At 50.9% G+C, this 22,473-nt stretch carries 29 protein-coding genes; 1 reads left to right on the top strand and 28 read right to left on the bottom strand.

Going from position 1 to position 22,473, the window contains the following annotated elements; all coding sequences use genetic code 11:
- From MPHASIOC01_RS12675 to MPHASIOC01_RS12810, 28 genes are all read right to left on the bottom strand, one after another.
- Complete coding sequence (locus tag MPHASIOC01_RS12675) at positions 1–1,050, bottom strand: major capsid protein (protein ID WP_353614778.1); 1,050 nt, start codon at positions 1,048–1,050, stop codon at positions 1–3.
- A 104-nt stretch (positions 1,051–1,154) separates the two neighbouring features.
- A complete protein-coding gene (locus MPHASIOC01_RS12680; protein ID WP_353614779.1) occupies positions 1,155–1,559 on the bottom strand; it encodes a head decoration protein in 405 nt (134 codons plus the stop codon).
- Positions 1,559–2,164 (bottom strand): hypothetical protein, encoded by a 606-nt coding sequence (locus tag MPHASIOC01_RS12685; RefSeq protein ID WP_353614780.1) that lies wholly within the window; start codon positions 2,162–2,164, stop codon positions 1,559–1,561. Before MPHASIOC01_RS12685 ends, MPHASIOC01_RS12680 begins: the two co-directional genes overlap by 1 nt.
- A 1-nt stretch (position 2,165) precedes the next feature.
- Positions 2,166–3,032 carry a S49 family peptidase gene (locus tag MPHASIOC01_RS12690; protein ID WP_353614781.1) on the bottom strand — a complete coding sequence of 289 codons (867 nt, stop codon included), beginning with the start codon at positions 3,030–3,032 and terminating at the stop codon, positions 2,166–2,168.
- Positions 3,029–4,666 carry a phage portal protein gene (locus tag MPHASIOC01_RS12695; protein ID WP_353614782.1) on the bottom strand — a complete coding sequence of 546 codons (1,638 nt, stop codon included), beginning with the start codon at positions 4,664–4,666 and terminating at the stop codon, positions 3,029–3,031. The genes MPHASIOC01_RS12690 and MPHASIOC01_RS12695 overlap by 4 nt, the downstream gene beginning before the upstream one ends.
- Complete coding sequence (gpW, locus tag MPHASIOC01_RS12700; RefSeq protein WP_036102357.1) at positions 4,666–4,929, bottom strand: gpW family head-tail joining protein; 264 nt, start codon at positions 4,927–4,929, stop codon at positions 4,666–4,668. Before gpW ends, MPHASIOC01_RS12695 begins: the two co-directional genes overlap by 1 nt.
- Positions 4,930–4,937: 8 nt before the next feature.
- Complete coding sequence (locus tag MPHASIOC01_RS12705; RefSeq protein ID WP_353614783.1) at positions 4,938–7,061, bottom strand: terminase gpA endonuclease subunit; 2,124 nt, start codon at positions 7,059–7,061, stop codon at positions 4,938–4,940.
- The gene (locus MPHASIOC01_RS12710; protein ID WP_353614784.1) at positions 7,003–7,587 is read right to left on the bottom strand and encodes a hypothetical protein; all 585 of its coding nucleotides are present in this window, start codon (positions 7,585–7,587) and stop codon (positions 7,003–7,005) included. Before MPHASIOC01_RS12710 ends, MPHASIOC01_RS12705 begins: the two co-directional genes overlap by 59 nt.
- A gap of 251 nt (positions 7,588–7,838) precedes the next feature.
- Positions 7,839–8,552, bottom strand: a complete 714-nt coding sequence (locus MPHASIOC01_RS12715; protein WP_353614785.1) for a hypothetical protein — start codon at positions 8,550–8,552, stop codon at positions 7,839–7,841.
- Positions 8,553–8,619: 67 nt separating this feature from the next.
- Positions 8,620–9,264, bottom strand: coding sequence for a hypothetical protein (locus MPHASIOC01_RS12720; RefSeq protein ID WP_353614786.1), 645 nt, complete (start codon positions 9,262–9,264; stop codon positions 8,620–8,622).
- Between the two features lie 19 nt (positions 9,265–9,283).
- Entirely contained in the window at positions 9,284–9,709 is a 426-nt protein-coding gene (locus MPHASIOC01_RS12725; RefSeq protein WP_353614787.1) for a hypothetical protein, read from the bottom strand.
- Positions 9,710–9,898: 189 nt separating this feature from the next.
- A complete protein-coding gene (locus tag MPHASIOC01_RS12730; protein WP_353614788.1) occupies positions 9,899–10,300 on the bottom strand; it encodes a DUF2513 domain-containing protein in 402 nt (133 codons plus the stop codon).
- A 75-nt stretch (positions 10,301–10,375) separates the two neighbouring features.
- On the bottom strand, positions 10,376–10,651 hold the full coding sequence (locus tag MPHASIOC01_RS12735) for a DUF1378 family protein (RefSeq protein ID WP_353614789.1): 276 nt from the start codon (positions 10,649–10,651) through the stop codon (positions 10,376–10,378).
- Between the two features lie 144 nt (positions 10,652–10,795).
- On the bottom strand, positions 10,796–11,179 hold the full coding sequence (locus tag MPHASIOC01_RS12740; RefSeq protein ID WP_353614790.1) for a DUF2570 domain-containing protein: 384 nt from the start codon (positions 11,177–11,179) through the stop codon (positions 10,796–10,798).
- Entirely contained in the window at positions 11,176–11,673 is a 498-nt protein-coding gene (locus MPHASIOC01_RS12745) for a lysozyme (RefSeq protein ID WP_353614791.1), read from the bottom strand. The genes MPHASIOC01_RS12740 and MPHASIOC01_RS12745 overlap by 4 nt, the downstream gene beginning before the upstream one ends.
- A complete protein-coding gene (locus MPHASIOC01_RS12750) occupies positions 11,673–11,888 on the bottom strand; it encodes a class II holin family protein (RefSeq protein ID WP_353614792.1) in 216 nt (71 codons plus the stop codon). Before MPHASIOC01_RS12750 ends, MPHASIOC01_RS12745 begins: the two co-directional genes overlap by 1 nt.
- A gap of 218 nt (positions 11,889–12,106) precedes the next feature.
- Positions 12,107–12,514, bottom strand: coding sequence for a type II toxin-antitoxin system HicB family antitoxin (locus tag MPHASIOC01_RS12755; RefSeq protein ID WP_353614793.1), 408 nt, complete (start codon positions 12,512–12,514; stop codon positions 12,107–12,109).
- A gap of 49 nt (positions 12,515–12,563) precedes the next feature.
- Positions 12,564–12,740 carry a type II toxin-antitoxin system HicA family toxin gene (locus tag MPHASIOC01_RS12760; RefSeq protein ID WP_353614794.1) on the bottom strand — a complete coding sequence of 59 codons (177 nt, stop codon included), beginning with the start codon at positions 12,738–12,740 and terminating at the stop codon, positions 12,564–12,566.
- Between the two features lie 320 nt (positions 12,741–13,060).
- The gene (locus MPHASIOC01_RS12765; RefSeq protein ID WP_353614795.1) at positions 13,061–13,819 is read right to left on the bottom strand and encodes an antitermination protein; all 759 of its coding nucleotides are present in this window, start codon (positions 13,817–13,819) and stop codon (positions 13,061–13,063) included.
- Between the two features lie 13 nt (positions 13,820–13,832).
- Positions 13,833–14,825 carry a DUF968 domain-containing protein gene (locus tag MPHASIOC01_RS12770; protein WP_353614796.1) on the bottom strand — a complete coding sequence of 331 codons (993 nt, stop codon included), beginning with the start codon at positions 14,823–14,825 and terminating at the stop codon, positions 13,833–13,835.
- 7 nt (positions 14,826–14,832) lie between these two features.
- On the bottom strand, positions 14,833–15,636 hold the full coding sequence (locus tag MPHASIOC01_RS12775; protein ID WP_353614797.1) for a KilA-N domain-containing protein: 804 nt from the start codon (positions 15,634–15,636) through the stop codon (positions 14,833–14,835).
- Between the two features lie 136 nt (positions 15,637–15,772).
- Complete coding sequence (locus MPHASIOC01_RS12780; protein ID WP_353614798.1) at positions 15,773–16,159, bottom strand: RusA family crossover junction endodeoxyribonuclease; 387 nt, start codon at positions 16,157–16,159, stop codon at positions 15,773–15,775.
- Positions 16,156–17,961: a DNA cytosine methyltransferase gene (locus tag MPHASIOC01_RS12785; RefSeq protein WP_353614799.1), complete on the bottom strand. Its 1,806-nt coding sequence runs from the start codon at positions 17,959–17,961 to the stop codon at positions 16,156–16,158. Before MPHASIOC01_RS12785 ends, MPHASIOC01_RS12780 begins: the two co-directional genes overlap by 4 nt.
- Positions 17,961–19,316: a phage N-6-adenine-methyltransferase gene (locus MPHASIOC01_RS12790; RefSeq protein ID WP_353614800.1), complete on the bottom strand. Its 1,356-nt coding sequence runs from the start codon at positions 19,314–19,316 to the stop codon at positions 17,961–17,963. The genes MPHASIOC01_RS12785 and MPHASIOC01_RS12790 overlap by 1 nt, the downstream gene beginning before the upstream one ends.
- Positions 19,313–20,332: a replication protein 15 gene (locus MPHASIOC01_RS12795; RefSeq protein ID WP_353614801.1), complete on the bottom strand. Its 1,020-nt coding sequence runs from the start codon at positions 20,330–20,332 to the stop codon at positions 19,313–19,315. The genes MPHASIOC01_RS12790 and MPHASIOC01_RS12795 overlap by 4 nt, the downstream gene beginning before the upstream one ends.
- Positions 20,329–20,496 carry a DUF4222 domain-containing protein gene (locus MPHASIOC01_RS12800; protein ID WP_072006879.1) on the bottom strand — a complete coding sequence of 56 codons (168 nt, stop codon included), beginning with the start codon at positions 20,494–20,496 and terminating at the stop codon, positions 20,329–20,331. Before MPHASIOC01_RS12800 ends, MPHASIOC01_RS12795 begins: the two co-directional genes overlap by 4 nt.
- Before the next feature lie 163 nt (positions 20,497–20,659).
- On the bottom strand, positions 20,660–21,211 hold the full coding sequence (locus MPHASIOC01_RS12805) for a YmfL family putative regulatory protein (protein WP_353614802.1): 552 nt from the start codon (positions 21,209–21,211) through the stop codon (positions 20,660–20,662).
- Positions 21,212–21,238: 27 nt separating this feature from the next.
- Entirely contained in the window at positions 21,239–21,469 is a 231-nt protein-coding gene (locus MPHASIOC01_RS12810; protein ID WP_353614803.1) for a helix-turn-helix transcriptional regulator, read from the bottom strand.
- A 98-nt stretch (positions 21,470–21,567) separates the two neighbouring features.
- Between MPHASIOC01_RS12810 and MPHASIOC01_RS12815 the strand changes: the two genes are divergently transcribed.
- Positions 21,568–22,200 carry a S24 family peptidase gene (locus MPHASIOC01_RS12815; protein ID WP_353614804.1) on the top strand — a complete coding sequence of 211 codons (633 nt, stop codon included), beginning with the start codon at positions 21,568–21,570 and terminating at the stop codon, positions 22,198–22,200.
- The last annotated feature ends 273 nt before the right edge of the window (positions 22,201–22,473 follow it).

Consider the following 22,473-nt stretch of genomic DNA (forward strand, 5'->3'; position numbering starts at 1 on the left):
TCACACCACCGTAGCGCAGAGGGAAGCGTTTACCCGGCTCGGGATAACCAGTGGTGCAGACTGCATCATCAGTAAGCGCTGAGCAGGATCTTCTTTCACCCAGGTTTTAGGAGCGAAAGCGAGAGGACCATAATTGAAGGCCGGATCGAGAATGACGCCAAAGGCTCGCGTCCCCATCAAATCTGCACAACTCATGATAACGGCACCATCCGGAATCAGCGGTTCTTCGACGCCGGTAATGGGATCAATCGCCCAGTCGTTATACAACCAGAGGTCAAAATTACCCCAGCGCCCCTTATAGACCGCACCTTTCTGAATTTGTGCGCCAGCATTAATCTGGTTACCAAACGGACTCAGGGCTGGAAAAGTGATGGCGTTGTCCTTGATCGTGGTATCCAGCCTGAATGCACGCCAGGCCGAATTGGTGAATACCAGATCTGTCGGAACCGCACCGGATTCTTTCAGGAACTGGGTTTGCCAGACTTCAATGTCATCAGATGGTTGAGTGTTGGTAGCCCCAGAGGCAACCGTTAACGGCCATTTATCAGACCCACTGAGGGTAATAGTCAGATCTGCAGATCGACCAAAATCCACTACCTTGGTTTCATACCCTTCACCGGAAACAGTGACCGTACCCGATACCAGTGCGCTGGCAGCCATCCATTCCAGTCGACGGTTAATCATGTCGATCTGGTCCGCCATCTCGAACTGAAGATTCAGCATCTCGCGTTCGGCAGCGGTATATTCACCACCAATACGTTCGCCAATCTGACGACGAATAGGTTTACGTAAATCGGGCGCACGCTTATCTTTGATGTAAGCCGGTTTGAAGGTATTGGTCTGGTATTTGCGTGATTCAACCAGTTTACCCTCCACCAGCGGAGACACGAAGGGCGCCATACGGCGGACACCCACATCCACATCAATCGCGACTTCTTCCGTTTCGTAGGTCACTACATTGGGAAAAAAGCGGTCCAGCAACCAGTTCTGACTGAGTTTCAGGTTAGGAACCACCTGCACCAGCACACCGGTATCAAAAATATTATTCATATGCGATCTCTTGATGATGCCGGTTATCACACCGGCATAATTTAAAAATGAGCGCAACCCTGCCGCGACCGGCAAAAGGTAAGCTGTGAGTGAGTGGGGAAAAATCAGGCGGTGGTGACGGGAGCCTGAATGCTGTCACGCAGGAAAATGGCCAGAGGCCGTAAGGCTACTTTCATATCTGCAATCGTCCACGAATTATCAATAGTGACGTAATTCTGGTTGAATTCCCCCATCAGATATACACCGCCAGTCTGGTCAGAGGTTGATGCGTCAACATCATCGACCAGAATTGCCAGCGGTGTTTCGCTGCCATCCGTCGCTGTTTTAACGCAATGCGTGTATTTACCACTGGCGGTGATAGCCCCCAGGATAGTTCCACGCTTGTAAGGACCTCCGGTAATTGTCACGCTGTCAGTCACTAACTGAAGTGTGCCGGCGATAAGCTGATCTGGCACAAACAACGAGCTATTCATGCCTGGTACAAACGAGTTTGTTCCAAACTGATCCATTATTTACCCCCTGCGGCGCCACGGCCGGTTGCACTGTCATAAAGGCCCATCATCTGTGTTGCCAGGCCTGCGTTACCGCCGGTTTTCTGAGCACCATCTTTACCCAGGCGGACCTGTTCAGCATCCTGCATGCGCTCATCAAGAGAACGACGCCCTTTTCCCTGTGGCTGTTGAGGGCGATTGCTCCGCAATACATCAACAGCAGCGGCGGAACTCATGCCAGTATTGAATGCCAGCGATGCAGCCAGCGCGACATTGTTCACCGCAAACTTACTGCCGAAAATACGGGCGCAACGACGGCGCTCAGCCTGACGCGCCTGGCGGCTGGCTTTGTCGTCCTTGCGATCATCACCGTCATCGTCTTCCGGATCAGTGTCGTCATCGTCTTCAGCATCAACGTCGTCATCGTCGTCTTCGGCGTCATCCTTGCGCTCATCGTCTTCGGCATCAACGTCATCTTCATCGTCTTCGGCATCATCCTTGCGCTCGTCGTCTTCGGCACGACCTTTTGCCTTGCGGGCTTTTTTGGATTTTTCATCATCCTCTTCCGACGCTCGCGCACCACCAAAGAAATGAGCAAAATTAAACGGTTTAGCTTTAGCCATATCAGGCTCCTGTTAATTTCAGTAAATTTCGAAATGCCGCATCTGGCGTCATGACCATATCTGCCAACCCCAGCGCGACGCCATCTGCGGCCATAAAACAGGCCGCTTCGGTGTCACGTACCACCTTCTCTTTCATCCCACGGTTGCGGGCGACCGTACTGACAAACAATTCCCCCATCGCATTGATATCGTGCTGAATAGCGGCAAACGCGGTATCTGACAGCGGTTGATAGGGATTAGACTCGGCTTTACGGTCACCGAACGTGATGATCGTGACAGCCACGCCGGCATTTTTAATCTGTTGTGACCAGTCAACGTGCATCGTGATCACCCCCACCGAACCCACCCCACCGGTTCGCGGGACACAAATACAATCTGCCGCGCTCGCAATGGCATACGCAGCGGAATAGGCGCTTTCCGTCAGAATAGCGTGAATAGGTTTCTGCCCACGGGAGTTATAAATCACATCGACCAGATCAAAGCACCCGGCAACCTCCCCCCCAGGCGAATCGATGTCGAGGCAAATAGCCTCCACTTCAGGATCATTTAATGCAGTTAAAAACGCCTGGCGAATACCGTTATATCCCGTCATACCACTGTACGGTCGCAGGCTACCGAGTTTCTGTACCAACGTCCCCTGAATGGTGATAACGGCTACCCCTGAGACATTGTCATAGCCAGGATCAGAACGAGTTTCCCGCTGGCTGCTCCAGTCGTAGCCGTCGTCGTCATCCTCCATCGCAAAATTTGACTCTATCCTGGTAATACCCAGCCGGTCGGCCAGTGCTGCCATCACCACTTCTGCCTTTTTGGGATGGATGGCCAGCGGCGTGTTAAACATCCGCTGCGCTAAATACGGCAGATTCATTTTTCCTCCGGATCGGTAATTGTCTGACTGGCGAACTTATCCGCCTGCGCCCAGCTTGGGAGCGGAAGCCCCCGCTTGAGGCATGATTCGATTTCGCGCTGGCGCTGATCGAGGACTTCTTCCCAGTCTTCCCCGACGTTTTCCCCAACCTCAATTTCAAGCGTGGAAAGCCCGGCATCCAGACCAAGGATTGCCCCTTTTTTCTCTGCAACCGGATCCACCCATCCACGACCCGGCCCCATCCAGCGGGCGCGAGAATAGGCTGCACGCGCATCAACGAAATCAGGTGCGCCAGCAGGCAGCGGCAGATCTTCGTTGTCATGAACTTCTTCAACGAAAGCAGTAAGCACCGGCTGCGCTGTTCCCATAGAAAAATCATCACGGCGCCGTGTCAGCGTTTTCCAGGCTTCGAGCAGGGAAGAACGCGCGGAACTGTAGTTAACGTCAGACCAGTCCTGCGTCACCTGTTGTGGAGATAACCCGGTTCCTGATGAGAAATTACGCAGGACCGCAGATTCAAACACTTCAAAATTGCTGTAAGGGCGTGCGGCATTGACCGTCGTAATTTTTTCACCGGGGTACAGAATAGGCATACGAGCACCGTTCTGAAGTGTCAGCCTACGATCATTGTGAAATTCTATGCGCCCGTCCTGGTAGGCACCCAGGCTGCTGTCATCGAAGCTTTCCCCCATGGCAGCCTGCACCATTTCAGAGTCGTAAGGCGACTCAATGTAGGCGGCGAAAATGGCATTCAGGATAGCCGCTTCCAGCTCGCTCTGGTCATATTTGACCAGCATTTTCAGACGCTGAACTACGGGTGTCAAAATGCCGTTCCCCCTGTGTTGCGCACCACGTTCATGGTCAAAATCATGCACAACGTGTGGTCGACCCCAGGCTGTTTCACGCGGGATACGGCGCCATGTCAGCGTTTTTGCGCCACTCCACCAGTCACCGATATGAGCCTCGCGGATGTGATAGGCGATCGGCGCACCGTCAGCATCAATTTCAACGCCACCACGAATATTCGGCAGGTCAAAATTCTGCTGCGGATTACTGAGCCTGTCAGGATCAACCACCTGTACGGTAGTGGCATATCTTCCCCGCCCACGTCCAAGCCTGTCAGTGCGGTACTGCAACACCATCAGCGCATCCCCATCTATGAGCTTGTGGCGAAATGCGAGACGCAACATCTGCGGAACAGTGAGCTTACGCTCCACATCGCAATAACGCCCCGTGTCATAAGCCCAGGTTCGCCAGTGCGCCTCCAGTGCCTTGCCGTATTCTTCCGCCCAGGTCGAATCAAAGGTTTTTTTCCCGGTCATCATTCTGAGCACGCGATAATCGGGCTTCATAATCGGGCGAAAATTGGCCCCGACGGCATTATCGAGCAGACGGGTTATGGCACCGCTGGCCCATCCATCATTACGTACCAGGTCACGGGCTCGCGCGACGATGCGATCCCGGTAAATGTTGATTTCGTTGTCAGGCGACCACAACGCAGGCTGCCAGTTTGCCAGCTGATCGCTGAACGAATCGGCGGCATCATACGGAACGCGGCCACCACTGGTGAGCATGGACGGGCGACTCTGACGGAAAGGTGTCCCGTCCGGCCCGAGAATTTGCACTTTGTTCATCAGAATCTGAACCTCACAGGTTTTCTCGGACGGGCCACAATACCAAGTTGTGCCTGAAGCAGCTGTATCAGTGCCAGCAGGTCGGCAAGGGAGCTTTGCTGATAAGAGACCGATCGGGTACCGTCTCCCTGTGAATAGGAAAACGAAACACCGCGGCTCCCGGTTGTTAAATCGATATACGCCTGCTGGGCTTTCGCCAGCGCATCCCTGAGTTGTTCATCCGTCATCGCGCCCGCAAGTAAACTGGTGTTCCGGTTAAACATGGTTATCCTTATTTCGGCAGGAGGTTTGACAGTCTTTTCCGCTTCGGTGCCGTTGTTTCCTCAACAACAACACCAGGAAGTTCGTAGCTAATTTTTTCTTCAGACGCTGACGGAGGTGGCAACAACCTGTCCGGGTTCGCTTCAAGATTGGCGGCGCGAACGTTCAGTTTCAGGCCCATGTGCATGAGTCCGCACAGCGCGGCATACCCATAAACCCGGCAGTCCAGTGCCTCATTCGCGCGCCCGGGGATCTGTTCCCAGACACTGAACCGTTGCCCGGCAACAACTTTGTAGACGAGGCGTTCCGCCAGAAGCTGGTTGAAATAGCCAACATCACGATCATCAGGGAAATGCATATACCCCGGCGCTGGTTCATCCTGTTTGGGTGGTTCGAGATGCAACCTGCCGCGCACAACATCCTTGGCCGCGTTGACGCCGATGATGATTGGCCGGAACTGCGCTTTGCTTTTTGACGAGGGTCGTTTTGTCGGCCAGACAGGATTACGTTTGCCGCCCTGAGCGGACTCCCCCTTTATGGCCCAAATGCGACGGGCAAGGCGCTCTTTCGCGAACTCGTAGACTTTCTGGGTATGATGACCACCGGAGTCATGGCAGGCCGCCATGATGGTCAGTCCCCTGCCATCATTCCGGCGCCAGACCTGTTTCAGATATGCGTCAAGCCGTTTCCACGGTTCATCGGTCTCCAGATCCCCATAAATAACATCGTGCGCCACCGACCAGGATTCTTCGTTTTTCCCCCAGCCAATTACCTCAATTTCGAAACGATCGTCCTGGGTATCAATCCCGGCGGTGAGCACTGCCACCCTGTCATGCACCGGCGCAGGAAAGACTTCCCGGCGCGCCAGTAAGATATCGACAGGAAGCTGCTTGCCGTGGTTTGGCCGGTGAGGCAGACCCATCTGGGTGTTCCACCAGGCCTGTTCTTTGTCCGGGTCGCCTTTCGCTTTGATGTACTTCTCCGCGATGTCAGATGGCTTATCTTTCTGCCAGGGGCTGAAAAGTTTTGATGCCTGATAACCAGCGTGTGTATTTTCAACGGCTTCCCGTCCGCATGCCGGGCAGATGGCGCGGTATACTGCGTGGCGCTCTGATTCCGACCAGCACCACACGGTATCCACACTGCCTTCATCCTCTGCCCGCCAGGCATTGTCATAAGCCATCAGCGGTGAGTGCCGCTCTCCGCAACATTCAAACACCTTTGTCTGATGCCAGCGGATGGTCTGTAACGCGCGCAGTCGCTGCCCTTCCGACCAGCCAGCCCCGCAGCACTCGCAGTGGATCATGGCTGATTTGGTGAGGTGCTTATCCCCCTCTTTTGGCCACTGGACGTGTTTAAAAAAATCCAGGAACTGCCGGTGCCCGCAGTGAGGACACACCACAGACGCCCGGCGCTGATCTGAATCAGCGTAGCTGTCCGCTATCCGGCTTTCATCTTCGACCGTCGGGGAGCAGGCACGGACAGACAACCAGGTCAGACCAAACGTTGCCGTTCGTTCTTCTGCCAGCGCAATAGGATCGCCCTCGCGCGTTATTGGGTATTTGTCCACCTCATCTGCCAGCAGGATACGAATCGGTCGGCGAGCAAGGTTGTCCGGGCTACCAGCCCCTGCCAATGCAAGAAATCCGCCAGTAAAGGATTTATAGAGAATGGTTTCCTTGGAGCTTTTCTGTTTTGAGTCGCCAATGATGTTGCGAAGAACGGGCGTTACGCGCACCAGTGGGCTGATTCGCTCTTTTGAAAACTGCTCTGCCGCTTCCTCTTTCGGTTGCAGCAGCAATATCGGGCAGGGATCAAGGTGTGCGAAATACCCGAAGAGGTTTTCCAGCAATGCAGTTTTCATTAACTGGGTGCAGCACATCACCGTGATGATGTGAACACCGGATTCAGTCGCCGCCAGCATCGGTCCTCTGGCGATCTCAACAGTAGATGTCTCCCAGTTCCCCGACGTGCTTCCCGCCTCTTTTGCCAGTTTCCGGTAATCATCCGCCCATTGCGGCACGCTGATCCTGGGTGGCGGCGTCCAGCCTTTCCGCGCACTCAGTTTCAGGCGCTCAATCTTCTGTTGGCTTAAACTCTGGCTCTCCGAGGACTGAGATATGTTTGTGGACATGTTCAATCAGCACCTCTGTCATCCTGTCCGCCGGTACATCCAGATCAGCAGCCATGAGCGGAGCTACCCTGGACGGCCAGTTAAGCCAGGCATCACGCTGTTGGCGAAAGGCGTTGAAAAGAACCTCCTCGGCGACAGTCATTTCAATGAGCTGACCATCTTTTTGCTGAAACTCTAATTTTGTGAGTAATGCCAGATAGTTCTCTTTAATACGGCGGGCTTCATCCAGGGATAATTCAGCCCCGTTCTGAAGAATAAAATTCATGGCAATGCTTTCGGGTGAAGCACCATCATCCTCTTCTGTCTTTACTGCCTGCGATGAAGTGGGGGCAGCCGCTTTTTTTGCCGGTGACGCTGCTTTTTCTGATGTGGGGCGATTGATCGTTTTCCTGTATTTTTCCAATAGCGCATTCGAGGCGTTAACATCGATATCATCGCCGGAAATAACCAGCCATCCTCTGCTCTTCCACATAGTAACTGTTTTACGACTGACGCCATGCAGCCTGGCAAAATCGGACTGATTCATTGTTACCCCAGTGTGTTACCTGGATCTGTTACCCTGGAAGAAAGGTAACACCTGAGGTAACAGATCATTTTTCAAAAAGTTATTTACAAACAAAGACAAACAAGAAAATGAAACAAAGTGTAACTGTTACCTGTTACCCAAATTTGAAAACCTGTAGCTAGGAAAACAACGCGGCGCGCAATGCCCGTGCAATAAAAAGGTCCCCGGAAGGACCCAAATGATAATGATTATCACGAACACTCTTCAGAACTTTACCTTTCTCGGTAATCGTCACCAGGTAGCAGACAGGTAGGCGATAATTGCCAGTGCACCTGTCGTGTATCAATGGCACAAAACACACTCCCATCATCACGCAGCAGGTAAGAAGGGAAATATGCGCCTCTGTCATCATGAGCAATGGTGGAAACCATGGGCATGCCCTTATACACGCCCTGAAATGTTCCGTCATGAAGAAAGCGCTCTGTAACATGAAGTAAATCTTTTGGATCTCTCCATGTTATTACGTGTAACGCTCTAGCCTGTGCCCACGCGTCTGCGCTGTAATAAAGCGTCGATGTTTTATCATCGAAGTAATTGATTGTTAGGTTTTCCACAGATTTCTCTGGTGTCTCCATCCTTACACCAGCCTGATTCTGGAATAAAACGGCGGAACTTGTTTGTCTACCATTATCGGCAAGAAGAATAATTCTTCCATGATAATGCTTTTCGCTGTAGACACTGACAAAGAATAGCGAACCGCTACCGTTGACTAGTGAAAAAGCCCCTGTAATTTTATCATCAGGATATCGCTTTAGCTTTTCGCTAATATCCCGTCCATTAAAACAAACACCCTCTGGAGTAAAAAAATAGGGTTCTTCATCTTTATTACCCCCTTGGGGTGCCGAAAACCCCGGCCTCTGGGGACAGGTGATTGCATACGAATACAGAGGCAATAGAAGTAAGCACAGCGCCAGTTTTACTTTCATGGATTCTCCTTGTGGCTAAGCCATTAGCGTCTATAGTGAAGCATGGTTATCTGCCCTAAAAAAGCTCTTATTTTGCCGTTCTTATTGCTTCACGTATGGCCCTACTTAGCTCACCGGGCATTAATGCGTTTGCCATTGTGCTTGCTCGCTGCATATATCCCAGCGTCGGGGATACGGCCAGTGCATTACCAAACCGTATCAGCAACTTTGGTGCTGGTTTTTTCATACGATCACGGCGCGTACCGTTTGGTGACCGCTTTGCACGCTTCGCTGCTTTTTTGCTTTTCCTGGTCTTTCTGCGCTGCCAAACACCATTCACATCGCCAACTGTGCCAATGAACACGTCCGGCTTCGCTTTGAGTTGAGCCATTTTTGTGCGTGGCAGGTTACCGTATTTATTGAGTTTGATGTTCTTGGGGTTGAGCAACGCCTGACCGTTCAGCTTGTGTTGACCACCGAACTCGAACGGCTCCAGGTAAGCAGCAGCTGTGTCACGAACAAACACTCTTGCCCGCAAGTTATTCTTGCGTGCGCCTTGTGAACCAACAGACTTGACGGTAAACGGTGTCGGGTTGTCCAGATGGCGCTGGAGCGCTGTGCGTTCTGCTCCCTCTATCTGACGCGCAACTTTCGTTAATGCTTGCGCCATAGCGAAAGGGATTTGTTTTTGAAGCTGGTGTAACTGTTCAGAAAGATCATTCAGGTCTGCCATATCACGCCAATTCTGTCTTTTATATGCCAGCTATCTGAAGTTGAATAACGTTATCGCGAGCCAGCGAAATAAGCAGGCGAAAATAAAGCGATATCAGTGCATAACAGACACCCGTAAAAATCCACCCGCTATATGCCAGAAGGCAGCAGATTAGGATCAATTTCAGCCACCCGACAAAACGGCTGAACGGATTATTTTTTTTCGCTATGCCGCCAATAATTTCCAGCATCCTACGGCGAGACTCTTCATCTTTTGCGCTTTTAGTTGCATAACTAAGAATGTAAATCAATGGACCAACAAAAAAGGCCAAAGCCATAACAATCCAGTAAGCTGCGGCTGTTAGCCCCAATAAAGATTGAACACCGGTTATTGCTGAATAAAACAATATAATCAGCAGCGCATAGTCAGTGGTATTTGTAATCAGCTTGGTGAAAAACTTTTTCATGACGTTACCTTTTAGATGTTTACCTCTAGCACTGCTAATCCGCCGAGAGATAGAGGTTTGTCCGCCCTAACGGACAGTTGAAAGACTTTCTTCGATGTTCGCGTACGATACGCATAAAAAAGCCCCGCATAAGCGAGGCGTATCCATAACTTCCGATAAAATCACTACTAGCGGTGGTGATTAGTTCAATCAGAGAATGTTATCTATTTTTTTCTGAATGAACCCATCCAGTAAGCGTTTAGAAACATCAACAAGTGTTCCCATGCTGGCTTCTTTAAAACCAGACTTAACTGTATTCCAGACTTCTTTGTTTTTTATCGCTTCGAGGAAATCATGACCATCAGCAGTTAACCTTAATGGCATAACAGCCCAAGATACATAGCCATCGAGTGATTCAACTACCCCAAAACCGCTTGAACCGTCGCTCTGGCAAATCAGCCCCCGATCATCCAGCAGGCGCATATGAAAAAGAAATGCTTCAGTAGCGTAATCGAAACCCTGTTTTTTCAGTTCATTAATATCAGTTTGTGGGCCTTCTGATGCCTCGAATGCCTCTAGCAAGCCTTTAAGGTACTCATGATCAATTTTCATAAAAATCCCCTTGGTAGAGTAAGGGATTACAATAGCATTATCACAGGCACTCAGTGAATGCCTGCTGTAATGCCTTTAGGATGCGCTGCCAGTCTGTGGTGATACATCACCAGTCACTGTGGTAGATGTCTGCCCGGATTTAGCGGCATCTTCCTGCAGTTTCTTCAGCAACTCCTGCGCCCTGGCTTCTGCCTTTTCTTCCAGTGCCTGAGCTTCTGCTGCGGCCTCTTGTGCTTTGTTTGCTGCGTGGGCTTTAATCCAGTTGCGAATTGCCGTCCAGCCGCCAGTAATAAGCAGCAGTGCCACACCAGTGACTGAGAAGTACAACAATACAATTTGAATCGGTGTCATTTGGTAGTTTCCTGTCGTTTCTGTTCAGCTTTTCGAATATCGGCTTTGTCCTGATTACATTGCTCAATGACACCAAGCAGGCGTTCGTTGAGCTTCAGGCTGTCGCCATAGGTCATTTGCTCAGGTATCTGGGGGATTACGCAGTCAATCAGCAGGTTCGCTGGTAGTGGTACCGGTTGAACCGGAACGTATTCGATTTGCGTGCTCGCGCAGCTGCTCAACAGCAGCGGAAGGAACAGGCTGTTTAGCGCAGTCATCACTGGCGATGGCCTTTTCAATGATGACAACCCTGTCCTCTGTCTGCTTTTCAATTCGCTGCTTTGCATCTGCATTAGCCTGAGAGATGGTGTTGAATATAGACAGTGTGGTCATGACATTCGCTGTCACGGTTTTGGCCTGGGTTAGCGCTTTTTCCGCAGCATCTGCCCGGTTGCTGTTGCTTTGATACTGGTAGCCGACAAAACAACCTGTACCAACAATGAGAAGAAAAAAACCAACGATAATTGTCGCCTGGATGGATTCGCTCATTTCTGACCCCATTCGCACACTTCACGCTCAATAGCACGGCGGGTAATCAGCCCTTTCCACTGTCTGCCACCAGCATAAGTCCAGTGACTCAGTTGCTCACATGCGCCTTTCTGGTCACCCTGGTTAATTTTTCGTAGCAGCGTTGATTTCTGGAAATTCCCGACACCAACGTTATAAGCAAATGAGTAAAGAGCCCCACGCATGGTTTCAGGAATGGGCTTCCTGATGTACGGGTTAATTTGACGGGCTATAGCGTTCAGGTCGTTGCTGAGTAGTGACCGACACTCTTGCTCGGTGTAGGTTTTTCCGGGCATGATGTCTTTGCCTGTATGTCCATAACAGACTGTCCAGACACCAACTACATCCTTGTATGGGTTATATCGGACACCCTCAAGACCGTCATTACCTGTTGGGCCGGTAATTAAAACCGAAGCTATTGCTATGGCACCGCCCCCAACAGCGGCCAGTATGCTTTTTCGCAATGCAGGAGACATTATTCACCCCGCGCGGCTTTGCGCCGATCCTCTTTAATTTTGAAATAAAGATTTGTCAGGTACGTAAGCAGGCCAAAAAGAAGACTGCCAAGCACTCCGATAGCCGCCCATTGTGATGGACTGACTTTGTCGAGCACCTGGAGCATCCAAAAGCCAGCACTCCCGGCTGATGTGCCATAGGAAACACCCGTTGTTAGTTTGTCCATTCGATACATGCTCTCACCTCCGATTTATCGGGGTGCTGTGTGTAAGTTGAGGAAGGAACAGGCCAGCAGACACAAGGTGAAAGGGATATCTGTGAGTGAATGTCTGTGACCTGAATGCGAGAGCTCACTGAGGTGAGCTAATTAGGATGTCTATTCGACTCATTCTGTGAGGCAAATACGCAAAAACCCCGCCGAAGCGAGGTTTTATATTTAAAAGTTTAATTCTTTTACGCCGCGTGCAATTCCAGGCTCTTGCCCATTGCCACCAGCGCTTTCTGTATGGTGTCGATCTTAGTCGAATGCTGAAGGTTAAACAGCCTTGTCACTTCCTGTTTTTTGATACCCATGCGGGCGGCCAGCTCAACCTGAGTTAAGCCGGACGCAAGAAAGGTATTAAGCAGAAGCACCTTCGCCACCACGCTCGATGGCACCTGCACAAAATCACCTGAAACATTTCCTGGCGGCGGTACAGGCTCGTTATCCTCGAAGTAGAACTCAAAGGATGTAATGAGCGCATCAAGCGCATTTGCCAGTGCTTCTTCCCGCGTATTGCCCTGAGTGTGAGCCTCGGGGATGTCAGGAAACGAAACCACATAGCCGCCGCTGTCTGGCGTTAAAGTTACTGGATATCGCATATCGTCCTGATGAAGCTTTGCGAGTAACCAGCCCCGGAGGGCTGGTTTGTTAATTAAGGCCTAACTGTTTAAGTATCGCCTTTCTCAGTGGCTCTTTAATCTCATCGCCCGGGTGTCTCGGCATCACGCTTCGTTTCCCGTTGTATCTCAGTTTCAGGTGGTTAGTACCGTTTGAAACTTCGACTCCCTGAGATTCAAGCCACCGCCTGAACTCGCTTTGCTTCACCACTCCTCCATTCTGTTGAACATGTAATTATAGTAAGCATTATTGCTTACTATGTCAACATTTTTGTTTACACCAGAAGAGGAGAGAACTTATGCAGTGGTGTGCGCCGGTCTCACACTTCACGACTCAGGTATTACCAGAACCGATCATGGCAGGACTTTTAATCCTATCTGTTCTTTCACTGCAAATAAAAAACCCCGCCGTGGCGAGGTTATAAGTTTTTGTGAACGGTAGACACACAATGCCCATCGTTAAGAAAATCCTAACCATTATTTTTGAATATTGCAAGCATCATGCAGACAAAATTCACAATAATGTTGCTATCGTGTGACTTTCTTCAATTTTTTCTCTGCGTATGCTTCTTCCTGCCAGCACTTCGTAACCAGCATATTGATCACTGATGCATAACCGCTGTACCACTGGTAACTGGTCAGGTCCGGAACCAGTTTTTCAATCACTGCTTTAGCCAGTGTCGTTGGTACCCGACTGTAGCGATTGCCGTTACAACGACCACAGACTTTCATGGTTGGGACACCTATCAACCTGGTTCGCTTCTCATCCAGAACAGTGCCCTTTCCTTTACACCCACGGCAGGCTGTACTGACTTCACCTTTACCATCACAGTAGGAACAAAGCATTTCCACTTCCTCATGGCGAACTGTGGGTTCTACACCTTTTACGCCAGGGTGTTTCATCACATCTCGCATCGACCGGATCACGCCTTTCCCGTGGCAATGTGGGCATTCGCTTTTACTGGCTGCGGAACGTGAATAATCGGCATAGGCAAACTTAACCAGGCAATCCACAATCTCCAGCCGGGTGGATTCTGTCAGCTTGTTCAGTACCGGATTATCAAGTGCCATCGCGTAATTCGTTAAACCGTCAATGGCTGGCTGTGGATCCTGAATCCCCATCTTTGCCAGGAAGAGGTTAAACCCAAGTGGCGCTTTTGACTGAACCATGCCCTGAGCCGCCATCACATCAGTAATGGTGAGGGATGCACTCCCGGTAGCCGGGGTCTCGTCATTCAGTTTTGGTGATTTCGGTGAGTAAAATTTCGGTAATGCTTCCAGATTCATACGTATTCTCCACTTAAGCCAGAACGCCAGTTGCCAGCGCACGGTCAATAAAACGAAACCACAGGGCCAGCTGGCTCCCGTACTTTTCCTCAAATGCCACGGTATCGGCGTGTAACTCGTCGTGGTGCGCCCTGCACAGCGGTATCACGAATAAGTCATGCGCCTTGGTTGCCATCCCACCCTGCCCGTGGCCAATAATGTGGTGGGGGTCGTCTGCGGGTTTTTTGCAGCATTCACAGGGCTGCGACTTCGCCCACTTCGTAAATGTTTGATTTACCCAGCGCCTGCGCTTTGGACGCAACATGAAGGATTCCGGTGTTTCCGGGTCAACCGCCAGGGTAAGCACCGGTTTTACGTGTTCCTCTATCACGCTGGTGGCTGGTACCGAAGGCATCAGGTCACATTCGCGGTAGACAGATTTGATGGGCTCCACCTGCCAGCCCAGCGCCTGTTCAGCCATTGGCTCAGGAAAGGCATCGGATACGCGCTGGCGAACAGCCCACCAGCAAAGCTCAGGCAGTGTGAGTGTGTGGCTTTCATCAAAGTGAAGCGCAGCCCTGGCTTTATACACTACCCACTCAACCACGTTCTGCCTGGCGATATCGGTAAGTGCCTTAAATGACTGATCACGAAACTGGGTGTCGCAGTGCCAGCACAGGCGTAACGCGCCTTCGGCTTCTCTGCGGGTGGTTATCTCATGGTGATGATAGTCACCCTCGCCCCACTGGCAGGTGTTCCCGTTCATCAGCAGCCAGGCCTCAAGGGCACGGACGCCACCAGCAGCCTGAATAACCCGTTCATCAAGAAAGAAACGAAGCAGATACGGATCTTCCGTAAGTGGCTGCCTCACGGGTGGTACCAGGCCGGTAGGCAAATCCGCCATATCGGCGGGCTCATGCTCCACCAGCACACGGCCACGGGAAAAGAGTGGCATCAGCTCTGGTCCGGGACGTAACAGCACAATGCCCATTTTCCGGGCAATATCCGGTGTTAACAGTGCTCTCAAGATCACCTCAGTGCACGGTTTCGAGCAGTCGTATTAATTCAGGAAACTTCGATTCAAAGAAGTGAGGTTGTGTTTCCCGGGGATTTGCCGGGCTGGTGATGTTTTTGCCGTACATACACCCTTTTGCAGTAAGCGACCAGAAACGCTTAACACCATTGGCACCTGAACGGCTCTGTCGTTCTTTATGCTCAACAATGCCCAGCTTCGCCAGTTGCTGGTATGCCTGGGAATCCGTCATTCTGATGCTGTTAGTTTTCAGTAATGCGCTCAGTGACTGAGTTGGACGACTGGAGCCATCATGTGCACCAGCAGGAGCATCAATGGCGTACTGAGGCATCAAATCAGGAAGTCCGGCAACCTGAAGCAATTTTTGGTACGCACCGAGCTTTGATGAATTTGACAGGTTGAGCATACGGGATGCCGATTCAAGGAGAATAACACCGGCCTGCACCTGATCAGATTTCAACGAAACAGCACTAGCACTTTGAATTTCATCAAAGGTACGAATAACTTTCAAATTGAAGGATGCGCTGATCCACATGGCATAGGCATATACCAGCTCTTTACACACGTAAGTTCCCTGGTTGTTACCGCCACGAATGGTATCAACAGGAGCGATACCCAAATTTTGGGTAACGGATAATTCCTCGATAAGTTCAAGTGTTTGCGTACTGGAAAGAAATTTGGCAGGTTCTTTAGTTCGCTCATTTGCTCCGGTAGCAACCGCTGCACGGTGCAAATCATTAAGGCAGTAGCGACCATCAAGATCACGGCGTACGGAAACGCCATCAATTACGAATAACTGATTCATAGTTTCTCCACTAGTTTTGTTAACCGGGGCTGCACCCCCAATTTGCTCACGCTGTTCAAAATTAACGCCTTATGGTTATTCTTGCAACAAGAACTGAACAGATATCCAGTATGGTTAAACATTCAGCCTCCACTGTTCAGGCGGCTGCACCCGCCGGTTTGTACAGACTTATCGTGATTTCGACCTTTCCCCCCTTCACTACCGGTCCCCACTCAATCAGCATCTTTTTAACCTGGCTGTCGTCTTCCCATACCCCGGCATGAGTCAGGGCATCGAACAGGGCCTTGTTGTAGTTATCCAGGTCACGGCGCTGGTTGTTCGGCGGGAACAAAACAATTTCAACCTCTGCCAGCTCGCTGGATGGTTTTGGCAAACGGCGTAACTGTTCGATGATGGCGGCACAGGCAGCACTCTGATATTTACGGCCCTCAGCACTGACCAGGATACGGCCAGCCATCGGCCCTTTGTTCGGGGATCGCCAGTAGGCGTTAACGCTGGGTGGAAATGGCAGGATAAGCTTCATGCGGCCTCCTGTTTTGACTGACACATTTCAGGCAAATTCGCTCTTACCAGAGCCTCAGCGAATGGTGGTGGTACCGCATTACCGCACCGGGCAACCTGCTTGTCTTTCGCATATTTCACGCCACGATAATCCATGTCGATGATGTACCAGGATGGGAACCCCTGAGCTGCGTAAAGCTCATGGGGCTGTAGCATGCGCATGCCAATATCAACAATTTGATAGGCCACTCCATCGATGTGAACCAACCCAGTACTTTCCGGTCCGCAATATTTTTCCAGGAAAGTGCGCACTTCACCTATATGCAGACCACCAGCAGTAACTGTCGGCATGGGTTGATCAACTGGCTGCCCGTCCCGGCATGTCCCGCGAAGTTTTACCAGGTGTGAGGCAACAACAGCATGGTGGTCTACTGTCGTCACTGAATGTGCTGGCTCGTCCATCCCGACACCTGCCCCCTGATAATTACCCCCATAGTGTTTAATCAGGTGAGCGGCAGCGATAGCGAATTTATTACCACCCGCGGTGACTGTTCCAAGTGGTTTTTCTAACTGCAACACCCGTGGAGACTGCCCGGGACGTTCTCCATACCCCATTTGAATAAGAGTGGTGGATACCAGTTGCGACTTACCGCCACCACCCGCTGTCACAGTAGCGCTCGGCTCATCTGCCCGGTGACCGGTACTGGCACCAAACTGGCGTGCAATCACCGGCGCAACAATACAGGCGCGGGACTCTTTGAGGATTGTGTGTGCGGGCTTATCTAAAGGCCTGGGTTTCGCCTGATACTCACTGCCCCCATTGCCAGCCAGGAACGGAGTAACTACCGGTGTCGCAACAGCATAACCATGGGTTTTAGTGATGGTCTGTAACGGTTCTTCCAGTGACTGTCCCCTGAAACAGTCATAGTTACCCTTGCTGGTAGTGTGATTGCACTTCACGATGAAAGGCGATGCACTGTCGATAACAAACCGCTGTATGCCACGGGCAATACGTTTCAGGGTGTTTTCAGCAAGTGGCTTTTTGCGATCGAAAATTGACGGGCACGGGATTGACCAGTCAATGCATTCAGCAGCTGTGCGCCAGGGTTTCAGTTTCCCGCTACGCACATCACTGGATTTAGGGTCGCCATGCGTTGCATCAGGCCACGATACTGGTTTTCCATCACAGCGCATGACCATGAAGAAACGCTTTCTGATAGTCGGTGCACCATAATCACAGGCGCGCATTTCGCGATAATCTACGTTATAGCCAAGCCCGACAACGAGTTTACTGGACTGTTTACTACCCGGGTCAATACCAAGGAACTCACAGGCCTCGAGTAAAGCAGGATGATTAGCCGGGATGCCACCGGAAAGCATGCCGCAGAATGCTTCGAATGTTTCACCAATACGGGCAGGATCCGGACGCATTTCCCCGGCCAGAAGTGGCCCCCATGTTTTAAACTCTTCGACGTTTTCCAGCATCATGACGCGTGGTCGCACTGCCAGAGCCCAGCGAAGAACAATCCATGCCAGGCCCCGAATCGCTTTCTCTACTGGTTTTGCACCTTTGGCTTTTGAGAAGTGCCGGCAGTCAGGTGAGAACCACGCCAGGCCAACAGGTTTCCCGGCAGTTGCAGCACACGGATCAATATCAAATACGCTCTCGCAATAATGCAGGGTATCAGGGTGATTGGTGGTGTGCATCGCAACCGCATTCGGGTCATGATTAATCGCAATATCCACACTATGGCCAGTCGCCAGCTCAATACCCGTACTGGCTCCGCCGCCACCAGCAAAATTATCAACAATGATTTCGCGCATCAGGCTTCCACTCCCATAGCCTGGACCAGGCTGTTTGCTGACTGAATGATTTCAACGGAGGGCATGCGTTCCAGCCACATGCGGTTTATGTGTGACTTAAGTTTGTTTTGTAGGGGCTCGGTAAGCAGATCCGCCTGCCCGACCTGACCAAAGATAACGTCAACCTCTCCCGGCCAAACTGAGTAGGGTTTTATGGCTTCCCTGACAGCGACACGCAGATGACGAAAGTTCTGCCAGGCTGCATGGTCAATATCATCAGCGATGGCAATGAATTGCCCGACCGATAACCCATACTCTTCTGCACACTCTTTACTGACGGTGATCAGACGCTCTGTAACAGACTGGCGAAGGTCGTCATTGTCGAACCCCTGACTGGCAACAAACTCACGTAACGTGTTGTTCGCCTGATCCTGTTGAATAAATGCCAGGGCTTTGCTGATGGTTTCCTGTGGAATCGTCACCATAGTGGGATTCTCAACGGAGTCCGCCGCCCAGGTATGGGCATACCGGGATTCAGTGAAGGTGTAGGCCTCTTTATCGCCGAACGCCGCCACGGCACATGCCAGTACAGTGATGCCACTTTGGCTGAGAATATCTTCCCGGGTCAGTGGCATCTCTGGTTTTTCCGCCTCTTGAACTTTGGTGGGAGCCGGTTTCTCTTGCTCTGCCGGTTCCTCAATAACAGGTAAGTGTTCAGGCTCTTTTGCCATACGGGCCAGCATGCGTTCAGCCTCAAAGCGAACCTGACTCATAAAGGCATTGCCGCTCGCTTCCAGATCCGCACGGTTGATATAGCTGACTGCCGGGCCTTTCCAGGTCTTGTCGAACACCGCCACGGCCCCGGCAAAAAATGCGCCAGTCGGTTTTTGCTTCTCATCTTTCGGGATAAACCAGGACGGCAGATCGAAACCAAGACGCCCACGAATAAAGGCAATATGGTCAGCCTCTTCAGGCCACCAGACCTCACTGGTTGCAGCCTTGATCAGGAATACATAACGACCGCCCTTCTCACGCATGGCCATGGCATGTTGCATGATGTAGCGCATCCCGGTGATGTAATCCCCTTCATGCTGAGTGGCACGGCTGTACGGAGGATTGGCAAAGGCAGCACCGCCACCCAGTGTGCTCAGTTTCTCTGACCAGTCCTGCTGCATGGCGTTATCTTCTGCGGTGTACCACGCAGGGCATTTCGCATTACTTGCATCAGCAAACAGGTCCAGCACCAGCGGGCCAAACATGGCGTTAATGCCCCAGAAGATGCCATCGGGTGTACACCATTGGTCACCCACTTCTTTAAGTTCGTGGCAGGGCTTAGAACGCAGGGATTCAAGAGCCTCGCAGTATGCATTTGTCATGAGCGGAATCCCGCCGGAACCTGGCTATAATCAGTACCGTCATAGCTGCCCTTGAAGGTGTCCACACGACCAGGCTGTCTGCTACTGACTGGCAATGAACCCAGTTTCAGTACCAGTTCATCCCACTTCTCACGCAGTTTTGACGGGCTAAGGATGTTCCTGCACCAGAAAGGGTCTTTGTTTGCTTTGAGGAAAAGCTCACATATTTGCTTGTGAGTACGGAGATCCTGAACACGCATCAGGCGAACTTCATTTGCCCAGGCTGTCCAGTTTGGCTCTTTCGGGCGGGTTAATTCTCCGTCAGTCTCGGCAGCATGCTCGTACATTCGCGCAATGCGCTTCCAGATGTACTCTGCACAGGTCAGGTCATCCTGAGTTCCCCACTGGCGTTTAGCCTGGCTGTACACAACAGCCTCAGGGTGACGGGTAATAAAATCATTAGGAGAAATATCGCCGTCCGGTTGCGAAGCGTCCGGACTAGAAGGGTTTATGATCTGTTTGTGGTGATCTGAGTAATGATCTGTATAGAGAATAGGTTCCGCGACTTCGCGGTTAGGGTTCCGTGATTCTGCGGTTTCGGTTCCGCGATTCTGCGGAATGGGTTCCGCAACTTCACGTTTCCCGTTCCGCGATTCTGCGGAATCCAGTGCTGGCGGGAACAAAGCACTAATTAACGCATCACCATCAATGCGGTAATGTGTCTTTTTCGTACCGTTAACCTGCTTCTGTGCTTTCTCAACAATACCCGGCAACCAACGGGTGCATATCTTGTTTACCAGGCGCTGTACCTGGTCGTCACTGACACCCCGGATCTCTGCTGCCAGTTCGCTATGCTCTTTGTAGAACCAGCCGTCCTTGAGGTCAGATTTGCCCGACCAGAAGACAAGCTGATTCAGCACCGCACCAAGCGCATGTGCCTGCTGGTCACCAGAAAAAAAGTCGAGGTAAGGCACCGGGATAGTAATACTGTTCCGTTGCCCAGACAGCGACTGTACGATTTCAAATATCTGGCTCACGGATCCACCCTTTTAAACTTTTCCCTGAAACGCTCAACGGGCTGCATGCACTCATGCGGGTAACCCTGGCGCATGAAAATGACCTGCTGTTTTTCCCGGTCGTAACCAATGACGTGGACAAGGAAACCTCGTGGGTCTTTGTACTGGCGGTCAAGTTCCTGCATAACGCTCTGGCCCTCCGGTAAAACACCCCCACGACACCCAGCGCCCGGCTGTGGTTACATGCCACCCAGCGCCCTGATACCATTCGCTCATACCGCCATTGCGTCGTTCCTGAAATATGAAACGACCGTAGTTGCGGTAAGCGGCTGTTAGCCGTTAAACTGTTCATGCGTTAGTTTCTCCACGAAATATCGACGCCACGGCGCCCGGAGCTGCACACTCGCGGGCGTCACCCTTTTCTGGCTCACAGAAAACGCGATAAACCAGGCTGGTGTGTTCCTGCAACTTCACTATCGATTTGTAGAGTTCAGTGTTAATAGCTTCACGTTCATGCGGCTCAATCACCCCGTCTTCGATTGCTACCCTGATTTGCTGTGAGTACTTAGTGATCTGCTCAATGGCTTCCAACAGCCGCTGGTTGATATCACCGTTGTCCACATCTTCAACGTCAGTCAGTGGAACAAATACCCCGCCAGATGCCCGGGCGACTGCATGCGCCACATGGTGTGTGTTACCGGCTTTTTGCATGACCATGGCCCAGCCCATTGGGAACATCTGATCGCCACCAGCACGCAAGCGGTTAAAAAGCGCGTCTTCAGTGACATCCAGCCACTCGCCTGCTTCGACATATCCGCCAGGCAATGCAGAGATAGCTTTCCTGATTGCGGCCACCAGCCAGGCGGGCTGCTTTTCTACTTTCCAGTGCTGCTTATCCACGGTTAACCCCTTCTGTCTGTGGTTGTTTTAAGCTGCTGTTTCGCTAGGCTTGCTATCATCTGATTTGCCATACAACAGCCAATGCGGGTCACAGTTGAGTGCCATTGCCAACTCAAAGATGAACCGGGGCCGTTTAGTTAAACCGGCTTCAATGGCTTGAAGAGATTGCTGAGTCATACCGACCATTTCAGCTAATTGCGATTGAGATAAATTCATCTCTTCGCGTTTTTTTCTGAGTCTTTGAGAAATTGTTTCCATATCACCTCCACAGTTTTATCTGTATTTTTGAACAGACAATTCTGTTTGTCAATCACAGTTTAAACTGTGAGGATTAAGGCACGCGGAGAGGGGAAACCATGAGCCTTGCAGAAAGAGTCAAACAAAAACGGATAGAGCTCGGCCTTACACAAGAGCAAGCTGCTGAAAAAGCAGGGATACGCCAACAGTCATGGGCAAGTATTGAAGATGGGAAAACAAAGAAACCCAGGAATATCGTTGGTATTAGCAAAGCATTAAGTTGTGATCCCACCTGGCTGATGAATGGCGGGACATTCATGCCTGTTGGTGATGTGAATACAAGGAAAGTGCCTTTGATTAGTTACGTTCAGGCTGGTGCCTTAGCTGAAAAGGCACCTATCAACGCTTTTGATGGAAATTTTGAGTACATCATGACTGACGTTGAGATGTCTGATTATACGTTTGCCCTTCGTATTGAAGGTGACTCGATGGAACCTGATTTTAAGGCCGGAGACATAATAATTGTTGATCCTGAATTAGAGCCTATGCCCGGTGAATTTGTAGTAGCTAAAAACGGGAACAACGAAGCCACATTCAAAAAATACAGGCCAACATTCACAGATATGAGCGGACACCAGCACTTTGAGCTCGTTCCACTAAACGATGACTATCCCACTATCAACAGCAATGAACACCCATTAAAGATTATAGGTGTCATGATAGAGCACAGAATTTACAGAAGAAAACGCTAATCCCCACAAACCGGCACTCGCCGGTTTTTTTATACCTACAGAAATTAACTCCATAAATACAGATTCTTGTGTAACCTCCAAAATAAATACAGTTTTATCTGTTGACATAATAACAGTTTTATCTGTAATCTTAATTTCATCAACAGCAGCCAGCCGTTGATAGCTAAGACTGACAAGTTGCACCATCCCTGTTCTGGCGGCCCGGCTTCCCTTGATGGTCGGTAACCGCCAGCTTTTTCAGGGCGCAGGAGTCTGGTGTTTATCCATGACCCC

The sequence above is a fragment of the Mangrovibacter phragmitis genome, assembly GCF_040429585.1.
Lineage (GTDB): Bacteria > Pseudomonadota > Gammaproteobacteria > Enterobacterales > Enterobacteriaceae > Mangrovibacter > Mangrovibacter phragmitis.

What these genes read in the sequence shown, in the direction of transcription:
- MPHASIOC01_RS12675 (WP_353614778.1), bottom strand. Translation starts at nt 1,050, where the DNA reads ATGAATAATATTTTTGATACCGGTGTGCTGGTGCAGGTGGTTCCTAAC.
- MPHASIOC01_RS12680 (WP_353614779.1), bottom strand. Translation starts at nt 1,559, where the DNA reads ATGGATCAGTTTGGAACAAACTCGTTTGTACCAGGCATGAATAGCTCG.
- MPHASIOC01_RS12685 (WP_353614780.1), bottom strand. Translation starts at nt 2,164, where the DNA reads ATGGCTAAAGCTAAACCGTTTAATTTTGCTCATTTCTTTGGTGGTGCG.
- MPHASIOC01_RS12690 (WP_353614781.1), bottom strand. Translation starts at nt 3,032, where the DNA reads ATGAATCTGCCGTATTTAGCGCAGCGGATGTTTAACACGCCGCTGGCC.
- MPHASIOC01_RS12695 (WP_353614782.1), bottom strand. Translation starts at nt 4,666, where the DNA reads ATGAACAAAGTGCAAATTCTCGGGCCGGACGGGACACCTTTCCGTCAG.
- gpW (WP_036102357.1), bottom strand. Translation starts at nt 4,929, where the DNA reads ATGTTTAACCGGAACACCAGTTTACTTGCGGGCGCGATGACGGATGAA.
- MPHASIOC01_RS12705 (WP_353614783.1), bottom strand. Translation starts at nt 7,061, where the DNA reads ATGTCCACAAACATATCTCAGTCCTCGGAGAGCCAGAGTTTAAGCCAA.
- MPHASIOC01_RS12710 (WP_353614784.1), bottom strand. Translation starts at nt 7,587, where the DNA reads ATGAATCAGTCCGATTTTGCCAGGCTGCATGGCGTCAGTCGTAAAACA.
- MPHASIOC01_RS12715 (WP_353614785.1), bottom strand. Translation starts at nt 8,552, where the DNA reads ATGAAAGTAAAACTGGCGCTGTGCTTACTTCTATTGCCTCTGTATTCG.
- MPHASIOC01_RS12720 (WP_353614786.1), bottom strand. Translation starts at nt 9,264, where the DNA reads ATGGCAGACCTGAATGATCTTTCTGAACAGTTACACCAGCTTCAAAAA.
- MPHASIOC01_RS12725 (WP_353614787.1), bottom strand. Translation starts at nt 9,709, where the DNA reads ATGAAAAAGTTTTTCACCAAGCTGATTACAAATACCACTGACTATGCG.
- MPHASIOC01_RS12730 (WP_353614788.1), bottom strand. Translation starts at nt 10,300, where the DNA reads ATGAAAATTGATCATGAGTACCTTAAAGGCTTGCTAGAGGCATTCGAG.
- MPHASIOC01_RS12735 (WP_353614789.1), bottom strand. Translation starts at nt 10,651, where the DNA reads ATGACACCGATTCAAATTGTATTGTTGTACTTCTCAGTCACTGGTGTG.
- MPHASIOC01_RS12740 (WP_353614790.1), bottom strand. Translation starts at nt 11,179, where the DNA reads ATGAGCGAATCCATCCAGGCGACAATTATCGTTGGTTTTTTTCTTCTC.
- MPHASIOC01_RS12745 (WP_353614791.1), bottom strand. Translation starts at nt 11,673, where the DNA reads ATGTCTCCTGCATTGCGAAAAAGCATACTGGCCGCTGTTGGGGGCGGT.
- MPHASIOC01_RS12750 (WP_353614792.1), bottom strand. Translation starts at nt 11,888, where the DNA reads ATGTATCGAATGGACAAACTAACAACGGGTGTTTCCTATGGCACATCA.
- MPHASIOC01_RS12755 (WP_353614793.1), bottom strand. Translation starts at nt 12,514, where the DNA reads ATGCGATATCCAGTAACTTTAACGCCAGACAGCGGCGGCTATGTGGTT.
- MPHASIOC01_RS12765 (WP_353614795.1), bottom strand. Translation starts at nt 13,819, where the DNA reads ATGAATCTGGAAGCATTACCGAAATTTTACTCACCGAAATCACCAAAA.
- MPHASIOC01_RS12775 (WP_353614797.1), bottom strand. Translation starts at nt 15,636, where the DNA reads ATGAATCAGTTATTCGTAATTGATGGCGTTTCCGTACGCCGTGATCTT.
- MPHASIOC01_RS12780 (WP_353614798.1), bottom strand. Translation starts at nt 16,159, where the DNA reads ATGAAGCTTATCCTGCCATTTCCACCCAGCGTTAACGCCTACTGGCGA.
- MPHASIOC01_RS12785 (WP_353614799.1), bottom strand. Translation starts at nt 17,961, where the DNA reads ATGCGCGAAATCATTGTTGATAATTTTGCTGGTGGCGGCGGAGCCAGT.
- MPHASIOC01_RS12790 (WP_353614800.1), bottom strand. Translation starts at nt 19,316, where the DNA reads ATGACAAATGCATACTGCGAGGCTCTTGAATCCCTGCGTTCTAAGCCC.
- MPHASIOC01_RS12800 (WP_072006879.1), bottom strand. Translation starts at nt 20,496, where the DNA reads ATGCAGGAACTTGACCGCCAGTACAAAGACCCACGAGGTTTCCTTGTC.
- MPHASIOC01_RS12810 (WP_353614803.1), bottom strand. Translation starts at nt 21,469, where the DNA reads ATGGAAACAATTTCTCAAAGACTCAGAAAAAAACGCGAAGAGATGAAT.
- MPHASIOC01_RS12815 (WP_353614804.1), top strand. Translation starts at nt 21,568, where the DNA reads ATGAGCCTTGCAGAAAGAGTCAAACAAAAACGGATAGAGCTCGGCCTT.